We start from the raw sequence: 11,077 nt of genomic DNA, 5'->3' as shown, positions 1-11,077 counted from the left end.
TCGACCGGCACCTCGCTCAGCCGCTGGCCGGGCTTCAGGCCCATATAGTCCAGGCTGCGGCGCCAGGCGCTGGCCTTGTTGGCGTCCGGCGCGGCGTCGGGGTCCGGCACCACGCCGGTGATCGGCGCCACGTCCTCCGGGCTAGTGCCCCAGGTGACCATCGGCACGATGTCCTTGGCCTTCAGCACCACCTCGCGGTCGTAGCGGGCGCCCTCATCCGACGGCAGGGTGCGCCAGTACTCGACCGCCTGATCCCAGGCCTCGCCCTTCGGCGCCAGCGGCCGGCCCTTCACATAGGCGAAGGTGGTCTCGTCCGGCGCGATCAGCCCGGCGCGGGCGCCGGCCTCGATCGACATGTTGCAGACCGTCATCCGGCCTTCCATCGACAAGGCGCGGATGGCGTCGCCGGCATATTCGATGACATGGCCGGTGCCGCCGGCGGTGCCGATGGTGCCGATGATCGCCAGGATCATGTCCTTCGCGGTCACGCCCAGCGGCAGGTCGCCCTCGACCGTGATGCGCATGTTCTTGGCCGGTTTCTGCAGCAGCGTCTGGGTGGCCAGCACATGCTCCACCTCGCTGGTGCCGATGCCGAAGGCCAGCGCGCCGAAGGCGCCGTGGGTCGAGGTGTGGCTGTCGCCGCAGACGATGGTGGTGCCCGGCAGGGTGAAGCCCTGCTCCGGCCCGATGATGTGGACCACGCCCTGGCGGATGTCGTTCATGGTGAAGATCGGCACGCCGAAATCGGCGGCGTTCTTCTCCAGCGTCTCGACCTGGATCCGGCTCTCCTCGTCGGCGATGCCGCCGGCGCGGTCGCTGGTCGGGACGTTGTGGTCCGGCACGGCCAGGGTGGCCTGCGGCTGCCGCACCTTGCGGCCGGCCATGCGCAGCCCCTCGAAGGCCTGCGGGCTGGTCACCTCATGCACGAGGTGGCGGTCGATATAGAGGATGCACGTGCCGTCATCCTGGCGGTGGACGACATGGCTGTCCCAGATCTTGTCGAACAGTGTCCGCGGCGCGCTCATCTCTCACATCTCCGTCCGTCCGGCTCGTTCGCCGGTGGCCCTTTCGGCCGACGCTGGACCATAGCCGAGGGCAAACCGAGGCAAAAGCTGGAATAATTTCAAAGTTGTCACCCTCCCCGCGGTGCAAATCGGGACGATGGACAGGATTCCGGTCCGGCCGCATCCTCGGGAGAGAAGCAACAACACAAGATATGGGAGTGCCCATGACCATCCGCAGCGCCGCCTCCGTCGTCGCCCTCGGCCTGGCTGTCGTCCTGGGGGCAGGCCCGGCGTCCGCCGCCGGCGGCATCAAGGGCTTCTGGCGCACCGGGGACGGCCGGTCGGTGATCGAGATCCTGGACTGCAACACCGGCATCTGCGGCCGCATCGCCGGCCTGCCGCCGGATGCCCCGGCCACCGACGTGAACAACCCGGACGAGGGCAAGCGCAGCAAGCCGCTGTGCAAGCTGATCATGCTGCACAGCTTCACCCAGGTCTCCGACACGGAGTGGGAGGACGGCACGATCTACGACCCGAAGAGCGGCAAGACCTACGACGCCAAGATGCACCTGACCGGGCCGGACACGCTGGATCTGCGCGGCTATGTCGGCATCAGCCTGCTGGGCCGCACCGACACCTGGACGCGTCAGCAGCCGGGCAGCTTCAAGGCTTGCTGAGGATTTGAACCGGCGCTTTTGCGTTGACTCTCCCGCGAGCGAGACCTCCGTCCCTCGCCGTCATTGCGAGGAGGCGAAGCCGACGAAGCAATCCAGGGGCCACGCCAAACGGCCCCCGGATTGCTTCGCTGCGCTCGCAATGACGGTGTTTGGAGCTCCGAAGGGCTCTCGCCTTTAAATCGTCCTTCGCGCCGCCGCCACCGCCGCCAGCCACTCCGCGGTGTCGTCGACGGCGATGTCGATATGGCCGTCGCCGGGCAAAGGCTGGCCCCAGTCGGACGGGGTGCGCACCCACACCGTGGTCATGCCCAGCCTGTGCGCCGGCAGCAGGTTGCGGGCCATGTCCTCGACCATCACGGTCGAGGCCGGCACCAGGCCGTAGCGGTCCAGCATCGTCCGGTACGGGCCGGGATCGGGCTTCGGCACATAGTCGGCGGCGACGATGTCGAAGATGCCGTCGAACTGCGCCACGACGCCGAGCCGCGTCAGCACCCGCTCGGCATGGCGGACCGAGCCGTTGGTGAACACGATCTTGCGGCCCGGCAGGTCGCCCAGCGCCGCCGCCAGCGCCGGGCTGGGCCCGATCGCCGAGATATCGATGTCGTGGACATATTCCAGGAACGGGCCGGGGTCGATCTCGCGCTCCCGCATCAGCCCGTTCAGCGTGGTGCCGTAGTCTCGGAACAGCCGCTTCTGCAGCGCCCGCGCCTCGTCCGGCGGCAGATCGAAATGCTCGCGGATATACTCGCCCATGCGCCGGTCGATCTGCGCGAACAGGTTGGTGCGGGCGGGGTACAGGGTGTTGTCGAGGTCGAAGACCCAGTGCTCGACATGCCGCAGCGGATCGGTCGGCGGCATGGTCATTCGGCCGGCTTGGTCTGGTGCCGCATCAGCACCGGCATCTGCGCCATGGCGAAGACCAGGGTCAGAGGCAGGATGCCGAACAGCTTGAAGCCGGCCCAGAACTCGGTCGAGAAGCCGCGCCACACCACCTCGTTGATCACCGCCAGCACGACGAAGAACACGGCCCAGCGCCAGGTCAGGATGCGCCAGCCCTGCTCCGTCAGCTCGAACACCGTGCCCATCATCAGCTTCAGGAAGTTGCGGCCGGTGGCCAGCCCGGTGAACAGGATCGCCGCGAACAGCAGGTTCACCACCGTCGGCTTCAGCTTGATGAACAGGTCGTTGTCCAGCCACAGCGTCAGCCCGCCGAAGATCAGCACGAAGACGCAGCCGACCATGGGCATGATCGGCCAGCGCTTCTCCAGCCGCACCGACAGCACCACGGCCACCACGGTCGCCACCATGAACACGGCCGTGGCCGGCATGATGCCCGCGGTCTGGTTGGCGATGAAAAACAGCAGCAGCGGCCCCGCCTCCAGCGCCAGGCGCAGGAACGGGCCCTTCTCGGGCTTGGCGACGGCCTGCGTGTCGGCCCGCGGCTGGGTCTGGTCGGTCATGGCCGCACCCTAGACCAAGCGCCGTTTGCTGGAAACCGCGATCGGCAGGATCGAATGCCGCGCCCGCCCTCGGCCAGGCCCATGCCGGGCGACGATGGCTGCACTGCCCATAGCGCTCTTGTACGACAAGTGCCGGAGGCGAAGGTTAGGGGGCTCGGGGCGCTTCGCCGCCGCCGACCCCTTTCCCTCGGCCACCGCCTTCGGAACGCCGCACCATGTCCGCACACAGTCCGGCGGTCGCCGCCCCGGCGCCGCTCGACCACGCCACCGTCCGGTCGATCATCATCGGCATCATGCTGGCCATGCTGCTGGCCGCGCTGGACCAGACCATCGTCGCCACCGCGCTGCCGACCATCGGGCAGGAGCTGGGCGACGTCGAGCACCTGTCCTGGGTGGTCAGCGCCTATCTCCTGGCCTCGACCGCGGTGACCCCGCTCTACGGCAAGTTCAGCGATATCCACGGCCGAAGGGTGACGCTGCTGGTCAGCATCACCGTGTTCATCGTCGGCTCGGTGGTCTGCGCCCTGGCGCCGACCATGCTGGCGCTGATCCTGGCCCGGGCGCTGCAGGGCCTCGGCGGCGGCGGGCTGATCTCGCTGGCCCAGACCATCATCGCCGATGTGGTCTCGCCGAAGGAGCGCGGGCGCTACCAGGGTTATATCGCCAGCGTCTTCGTCACCTCCAGCGTGGTCGGGCCGGTGCTGGGCGGGCTGTTCGCCGACCACCTGCACTGGTCGGTGATCTTCTGGATCAACCTGCCGCTGGGCCTCGGCGCCTTCTGGATGGTGTGGGGTGCGCTGCGCCGCCTGCCGCGGCACGAGCGGCGGCACAAGCTCGACGTGCTCGGCGCCGTGCTGATGGTCGGCGCCACCGTGGCCGCGATGCTGGCGCTGACCTGGGGCGGCACCCGCTATGCGTGGGGGTCGTCGGAGATCCTCGGCCTGTTCGCCGTCTCGCTGGTGTTCTGGGTGCTGTTCGCCGTGCGCCTGCTGAAGGCGGACGAGCCGCTGATCCCGCTGGCGGTGATGGTCAATCCGGTGGTCGGCACCGGCACCGCCGCCGCCTTCTGTGTCATGGGCACCTTCATCGGCCTGTCGATCTACGTCCCGGTCTATCTTGAGGGCATCCTCGGCCTCTCGGCCAGCAATGCCGGCCTGGCGCTGATGCCGCTGATGGCCGGCACCGTGACCGGCGCCAACATCGCCGGCCGCTTCATGGCGCGGATGACCCATTACAAGCGCACGCCGCTGGTCGGGCTGGTGATCGCCGCGGCCGCGCTGGTGCTGCTGGCGCTGGACCCCGCCGGCCGGCCGATGTGGCTGGTCGAGGTGCTGCTGGCCGCGATCGGCCTGGGCCTCGGCACCGTGCTGCCGGTCACCACCATCTCGATCCAGAACGCGGTGGCGATGCACCAGCTGGGCACCGCCACCGGCTGCATGAACTTCTTCCGCTCGCTGGGCAGCGCCATCGTCGTCGCCGGCTTCGGCGCCATCGTGCTGGGCGCCATCGGCGGCGGCGGGCCGGGCCGCTCGGCGGAAAACCTCGGCGACCTGACCCCGGCGATGCGCGAGGGGCTGGTCGGCGCCTTCCACTGGTTGTTCCTGGCCGCGGCGGTGGGCCTGGCCCTCGGCTTCGTCTGGCTGCTGCTGATGGAGGAGCGGCCGCTGCGCAGCGGCGCCGCCGCTCATGCCAAGGAAGCCCTGGTGGAGTAGCGGCACGGCCATGCCTTTCCGTCATCCCGGGCGCGGCGCAGCACGAAGTGATGCGCTGCAGACCCGGGATCTCTCGCAGGACGGTGCGGGATCCCGTGTCTGCGCAGCGGCACTGCGCGCCGCAGCGCGCACGGGATGACGGAGGCTCACCATGATGAGGTAAGCGCTCAGCCTTCTCGATCGTCTCAGATCCGGAAGCGTTCGTGCTTCCCTGCCGGGTCCCGCACGTTTAGGGTCCCGGCCTCCAGACCGACCGACGGTCCGCATCCCGGCGCCGCCTTTTCCCGGGCGCCGGGATGCACTTTCCTTCTCTCGCCGCCGCTACCCCTTCACCGCGCCGGCGGTGAGGCCGGAGACGATGCGGCGCTGGAAGATCATCACCAGCACGATCAGCGGCACGGTCACCACCACCGACGCCGCCATGATGTTGCCCCAGGGGATGTCGAACTGGGTGGCGCCGGAGATCAGGGCGATCGCCACCGGCACGGTCCGCACCTCGTTGGTCAGGGTGAAGGTCAGGGCGAACAGGAACTCGTTCCAGGCGGCGATGAAGGCCAGCAGGCCGGTGGTCGCCAGCGCCGGGCCCAGCAGCGGCAGGAACACCTTCACCAGGATCTGCAGCGGCGAGGCGCCGTCGACGATTGCCGCCTCCTCCAGCTCGCGCGGCAGCTCGCGGATGAAGGTGGTCAGCACCCAGACCGAGAAGGGCAGGGTGAAGATCATGTAGCTGACGATCAGCGAGCCGAGCTGGTTGTAGAGGCCGGCCCAGCGCACCAGCTCGAACAGCCCGGTCAGCACCGCCACCTGCGGGAACATCGACACGCCGAGCGTGATCATCAGCACCGTGCTGCGGCCGCGGAACCGCACCCGGCCCAGCGCATAGGCTGCGCTGATCGACAGCGCCAGGCACACCAGCACGGTCGACCCGGCCACGATGAGCGAGTTAACGATATTGGTCAGGAAGGGCTGCTCGCGGAACACGCTGGCGTAGTTGTCGAGCGTGGGCGAGGGCGGGATCAGCTCGGTGCCGAACAGCTGCTGGCCGCTCTTCAGCGAGGAGATCACGGCCCAGTAGAACGGGAACACCGTGTACAGGATGATCGCGGCGACCAGCAGGTAGAAGAAGGTGCGGCCGATCGCGCGGCGGTTGGCTTTGGACATGGCCATGATGCGCCTCCCCCCTATTTGTCGAACCGCACGCGGCCCGCCACCATCCACAGGGCGGCGATCACGGCGATGATGACGAAGAGCAGGGTCGAGGCGGCGGAGCCGAAGCCGACATTGCCGAAATCGATGCTCTGCTGCCGGGCGAAGACCGACATGCTCATCGTGTTGATGCTGTTCGAGGTCAGCACGTAGATCAGGTCGAACACCCGCAGCGAATCCAGCGCCCGGAACAGGATCGCCACCATCAGCGCCGGCCAGATCAGCGGCAGGGTGATGCGGGTGAAGACGCGCCAGGGCCGGATGCCGTCCACCTTCGCCGCCTCATACACCTCGTTCGGCAGCATCTGCAGCGCCGCCAGGATCAGCAGCGTCATGAAGGGCGTGGTTTTCCAGACGTCGACCGCGATCACCGATGCCATCGACAGGCCGGGATCGGCGGTCCAGGCGATGCGGTGGGTGATCACGCCCAGCGACAGCAGCAGCTCGTTCACCACGCCGTACTGGTCGTTCAGCATCCAGCCCCACATCTTGGCCGAGACGATGGTGGGGATGGCCCAGGGGATCAGCACCGCGGCCCGAAGCAGCCCGCGTCCCGGCAGATGCGCGTTCAGCGTCATGGCGACGATCAGGCCGAGGATGGTCTCGATCGTCACCGAGATCACGGTGAACAGGATGGTGTTCCAGGCCGACCGCCACCACACCGGGTCGACCAGCAGCCCCTGCCACGAGAAGATGCCGCTGGTGTCGACGTCGTAATCGACCGGCTTGTTCTCGTCGATGTCCCAGAACTTGCCCTCCTCCGGCTTCCACACCAGGTTGGTGCCCTTGGGGTCGTAGAAGACGTAGTAGCCGCCCAGCTTGTCGTCCCAATCGGCGCGGTTCGGGCCGTAGAACAGGTAGTTGTCGAAACCGACCAGGCGGGTCGGCCGCTCGGCCTTCAGGGTCGCGTCGGTGAAGCTCAGCGCGATGGTCCGCACCAGCGGCCAGCCGGCGACCAGCGCCAGCACCAGCAGCATCGGGATCAGGAACATCCAGGCGGCGCGGATGCGCTGCCGGCTGAGCCGGGAGACGGCCGGCTTCGCAGCACGGGTGGCAGGAGCCGGGGTCGAGGTGGCGACGGTCATGGGATCCTCCCCGATTGTGTGGGCAGAGGCGCTCGATCAATGGCGGGGCCGGAGCCACCCCCTCACCCGGAACCGCTGCGCGGTTCCGACCTCTCCCCGAGGAGAGGTGAACCTTCCCTCTCCTGGGGGAGAGGGAGGGGTCCGGCCGCAGGCCGGGAGGGTGAGGGGGAGAGCCGGCCCGGCTCCTTACCAGCGGCCGCCGCGGCTCAGCCGGTTCAGGTCCTTCTGCAGCTGCGCCAGGTTGGCGGCGCCGTCGCCCTGCTTCGACAGGGTGTTGTGGGCCGCGTTCCAGAACAGGGTCGAGACCTCGTTGTAGCGCTCGCCGGTGATCGCCGAGGGCCGGGGCACCGCGCTCTCGAACGCCGCCTTCAGGTCGGCGAAGAAGGGCTGCGCCTTCAGCACGTCGGGGTCCTCGTACAGCGCCGGGATCGTGGTCTGGAAGGTGGCGTCGATGGCGCGGCGCTTCTGCTCCTCCTTGCCGGTCAGGTACATGACGAGGTCGGCGGCCTCCTTCGGATGGGCGGAGTATTTCGACACCGCCAGGTTCCAGCCGCCCAGCGTCGCGGCGTGGCGGGCGCCCTCGCCGTCGCCCTTCGGCAGGGCCGCGATGCCGACCTTGTCCTTGACCGGGCTGTCGCCGGAATTGACCAGCGAATAGGCATAGGGCCAGTTGCGCATGAAGGCGGCGTTGCCGGACTGGAACACGCCGCGCGCATCCTCCTCCATGTAGTTCAGCACGCCGTCGGGCGCGATGGTGCCGACCCAGGCGGCGGCGGTGTCCAGCGCCTTGGCCGCCTGCGGGTTGTTGACCGTGATCTTGCCGTCCGGCCCGACGATCGAGCCGCCGCCGAAGCTGACGACCCATTCCAGGGCGTTGCAGCTCAGCCCCTCATAGGCCCGGCCCTGGAAGACGAAGCCGAAGAAGCGGTCGTTGCCGGCCTTGCGCTCGCCCTCCTGGATGGTCCTGGCGGCCTCGGTCATCTCGGCCCAGGTCTCCGGCACCTTGAGCTTGTATTTCTCCAGCAGGTCCTTGCGGTAGTACAGCAGCCCGGCATCGGTGAACCAGGGCAGGGCCAGCAGGTGGCCGTCGCGGGTCAGCCCCTGGATGATGCTGGGGAAATGCTGGTCGATCGTCGCCTGGTCGACATAGGGCTTCAGGTCGATGAAGTGGCTGCCCAGGATGCCGGGCCAGACCACGTCGACCTGGAACACGTCGACGTCGGCCGATTTGGCGGTGAGGATCTGCTGGTACAGCGCCAGCTGGTCGGAGGTGGATTGCGGCGCGGCAACGACGTCGACCGTGTTGCCGGTCTTCGCCGCCCAGGCCTTGGCGCCCTGCTGGCACTGCGCCTGCTCGGCCCCGGCCGAGCCGCAGGAGATGGTGACCTTGACCCCTTCCGCCTGCGCGGCGGCGCCGGCCAGGACCAGGGCGAGGCTGAGGGGAAGGATTGCGCTCCTCGACATGTCTCCTCCGTCTGCTTTTGGCAGCGGGGGAAGACCGGCGCGCCCCCCGCGTGCTCGTCTTGGGCCAAGGGTGACTCGCCGCGCCGGTTGTGGCGAGTCCAAATGAACAAAGTCTCAGGCGGCGTTCTGTTCCGCCTGAATCGCCTGGGCGGCCAATGCGCCGAAGAAGGCGGCATAGGGCGGCAGCGCCACCCGGCCGCCATCCAGCCGGGCGCCCAGCCCCGGCGCGTCGGTCGGGGCGATCTGCGTCGGCGGGGCAGTCCAGATCCGGGTCTCGCCGGTCAGGTTGAAGACGCAGAGGATGCGCTCATCCTCCAGCACCCGCTCGAAGGCCAGCACCCCGTCGGCGGTGTCGAGGAAGCGCAGCGACCCGGTGGCGAAGGCCGGGTGGTTGCGGCGCCAGCGCAGGAACTGGCGGGTGAAGGCCAGGGTCGACTCCGGGTCGCCGGCTTGCACGTCCACGGCCAGGCGGCGATGCGCCTCCGGGATCGGCAGCCACGGCTCGGCGCCGGAGAAGCCGGCCTGGGGTGCCTCGGCCTGCCACGGCATCGGGGTGCGGCAGCCGTCGCGGCCCTTGAACTCCGGCCAGAAGGTAATGCCGTAGGGGTCCTGCAGCTTGTCATACGGGACGTCGGCCTCGGGCAGGCCCAGCTCTTCGCCCTGGTACAGGAAGGCGGTGCCGCGCAGCGAGGTCAGCAGCGCCACCAGCAGGCGCGGCAGCCGCGGGTCGGCCTCGGCTCCGCCCCAGCGCGACGCCACCCGCCGGACATCGTGGTTGGAGAAGGCCCAGGACGGCCAGCCATCGGTGGTCGCCGCCTCGAAGGCGGTCAGCGCCGTGGCGATATGCGCCGCGCTGTAGGTGTCGTTCAGCAGGCTGAAATTATAGGCGGTGTGCAGCAGGTCGGCCTGGACGTATTCGGCGGTGCGGCCGATCGGGTCGTCGTCGCCGATCTCGGCCACCGCCATCCGGTCCGGATAGCGGTTCATCAGCTCGCGCATCCGGCGCAGGAACAGCAGGTTCTCCGGCTGCGACTTGTCGTACAGGTGCAGCTGCATGTAGTAGGGGTTGTCTGCCCGGTCGTCGCCGGTCGGCGCCCGGTCGGCCGGCTTGCCCGGATTGTCGCGCAGCAGCCGGTCGTGCATGTAGAAATTCGCGGTGTCCAGGCGGAAGCCGTCGGCGCCGCGCTGCAGCCAGAACTCCAGCACATCCAGCACCGCCTGCTGCACCTCGGGGTTGTGCAGGTTCAGGTCCGGCTGCTGGGTCAGGAAGTTGTGCATGTAGTACTGGCGCCGGCGGGTGTCCCACTGCCAGGCCGAGCCGCCGAAGATCGACAGCCAGTTGTTCGGCGGGTTGCCGTCCGGCTTGGCGTTGGCCCAGACGAACCAGTCGGCCTTCGGGTTGTCGCGGCTCGACCGGCTCTCGGTGAACCAGGGGTGCTGGTCGGAGGTGTGGCTGATCACCTGGTCGATGATGACCTTGAGGTTGAGCGCATGCGCCTTATCGATCAGCCGGTCGAAATCGGCCAGCGTGCCGAACATCGGGTCGACGTCGCGGTAATCCGACACGTCGTAGCCGAAATCCTTCATCGGCGACTTGAAGAAGGGCGAAATCCAGATCCCGTCGACGCCGAGATCGGCGATGTGGTCCAGCTTTTCGGTGATGCCGGCCAGGTCGCCGACGCCGTCGCCATTGGTGTCCAGGAAGCTGCGCGGATAGATCTGGTACATCACCGCGCCGCGCCACCATTCGCGCATTCATCCCCTCCGCATGTCCCCCTGCATCCGCGCGTCAGCGAGACTCCGCGCGCGCCGTCCCGCCCCCTGGCCAGGATCATCTGAATGCATTCAGTTTTTACAGTAACAGACGCTTTCTTGATCGATCAAGAGGGAGTCTCTAGGCTGCCCGCATGAGCGACGGATCGGAGAAGCGGCGGGGCACGCTGCTGGACATCGCGGCGGCGGTCGGTGTCTCGCGCACCACGGTGTCGAACGCCTTCAACCGGCCGGACCAGTTGTCGGCCGAGCTGCGCGACCGGATCATGGCGGCGGCCCGGGCGATGGGCGTGCACGGGCCGAACCCGGCGGCGCGGATGCTGCGCACCGGCAAGGCCGAGGCGATCGGCCTGCTGTTCCACGAGACGCTGCCCTTCGCCTTCGACGACCCGGCGGCGGTGGGCATGCTGCGCGGCATCGCCAGCGCCTGCGAGAAGGCGCGGTCCGGCCTCCTGATCCTGCCGGCGGTGAAAAGCCCGGCCAGCCGCAGCGCCATCCACCGCGCCGCGGTCGACGGCTTCCTGGTCTACGGCTTCCTCAATGGGGCGGAGGCCTGGGCGCCGCTGTTGCGCCGCGGCCTGCCGGTGGTGGCGATCGACAACCAGGTGCCGGAGGGCGTGGCCTTCGTCGGCATCGACGACCGCGGCGCCGCCCGCAAGGTGGCGCAGCATGTGCTGGGCCTCGGCCATCGCCGGC

Annotated in this window: 10 protein-coding genes; 3 read left to right on the top strand and 7 right to left on the bottom strand. The window is 68.6% G+C overall.

Annotated features, from left to right (window positions below; all coding sequences use genetic code 11):
* The coding region (locus ABDW35_RS22490) for a 3-isopropylmalate dehydratase large subunit (RefSeq protein WP_343716117.1) at positions 1-1,025 on the bottom strand (1,025 nt) is incomplete at its 3' end.
* A gap of 203 nt (positions 1,026-1,228) precedes the next feature.
* Between ABDW35_RS22490 and ABDW35_RS22485 the strand changes: the two genes are divergently transcribed.
* Positions 1,229-1,681: a DUF2147 domain-containing protein gene (locus ABDW35_RS22485; protein WP_343716116.1), complete on the top strand. Its 453-nt coding sequence runs from the start codon at positions 1,229-1,231 to the stop codon at positions 1,679-1,681.
* 174 nt (positions 1,682-1,855) lie between these two features.
* On the opposite strand, the gene ABDW35_RS22480 is transcribed toward ABDW35_RS22485, so the two are convergent.
* Both ABDW35_RS22480 and ABDW35_RS22475 read right to left on the bottom strand, forming a co-directional pair.
* Complete coding sequence (locus ABDW35_RS22480) at positions 1,856-2,545, bottom strand: pyrimidine 5'-nucleotidase (protein WP_343716115.1); 690 nt, start codon at positions 2,543-2,545, stop codon at positions 1,856-1,858.
* Positions 2,542-3,141 (bottom strand): septation protein A, encoded by a 600-nt coding sequence (locus tag ABDW35_RS22475; RefSeq protein WP_343716114.1) that lies wholly within the window; start codon positions 3,139-3,141, stop codon positions 2,542-2,544. The genes ABDW35_RS22480 and ABDW35_RS22475 overlap by 4 nt, the downstream gene beginning before the upstream one ends.
* A 215-nt stretch (positions 3,142-3,356) precedes the next feature.
* Between ABDW35_RS22475 and ABDW35_RS22470 the strand changes: the two genes are divergently transcribed.
* Positions 3,357-4,853 (top strand): MDR family MFS transporter, encoded by a 1,497-nt coding sequence (locus ABDW35_RS22470; protein ID WP_343716113.1) that lies wholly within the window; start codon positions 3,357-3,359, stop codon positions 4,851-4,853.
* 321 nt (positions 4,854-5,174) lie between these two features.
* Here ABDW35_RS22470 and ABDW35_RS22465 read toward each other — a convergent pair whose 3' ends face one another.
* The 4 genes from ABDW35_RS22465 to ABDW35_RS22450 all read right to left on the bottom strand — a co-directional run bounded on the left by ABDW35_RS22465 (position 5,175) and on the right by ABDW35_RS22450 (position 10,363).
* Positions 5,175-6,020, bottom strand: coding sequence for a carbohydrate ABC transporter permease (locus tag ABDW35_RS22465; protein WP_343716112.1), 846 nt, complete (start codon positions 6,018-6,020; stop codon positions 5,175-5,177).
* A gap of 14 nt (positions 6,021-6,034) precedes the next feature.
* Positions 6,035-7,144, bottom strand: a complete 1,110-nt coding sequence (locus ABDW35_RS22460; RefSeq protein ID WP_343716111.1) for a sugar ABC transporter permease — start codon at positions 7,142-7,144, stop codon at positions 6,035-6,037.
* Between the two features lie 186 nt (positions 7,145-7,330).
* Positions 7,331-8,608, bottom strand: coding sequence for an ABC transporter substrate-binding protein (locus ABDW35_RS22455; RefSeq protein ID WP_343716110.1), 1,278 nt, complete (start codon positions 8,606-8,608; stop codon positions 7,331-7,333).
* A gap of 114 nt (positions 8,609-8,722) precedes the next feature.
* Entirely contained in the window at positions 8,723-10,363 is a 1,641-nt protein-coding gene (locus ABDW35_RS22450) for an alpha-glucosidase family protein (RefSeq protein ID WP_343716109.1), read from the bottom strand.
* A 152-nt stretch (positions 10,364-10,515) separates the two neighbouring features.
* On the opposite strand from ABDW35_RS22450, the gene ABDW35_RS22445 reads away from it, so the two are divergent.
* Positions 10,516-11,077 (top strand): LacI family DNA-binding transcriptional regulator (locus ABDW35_RS22445; RefSeq protein ID WP_343716108.1); only part of this gene is annotated, 562 nt, incomplete at its 3' end.

Source organism: Inquilinus sp., from assembly GCF_039594555.1.
Taxonomy (GTDB): Bacteria; Pseudomonadota; Alphaproteobacteria; order DSM-16000; family Inquilinaceae; genus Inquilinus.
Note: the sequence above shows the minus strand (reverse complement) of the source record. Positions and strands in the feature narration are given on the sequence as shown.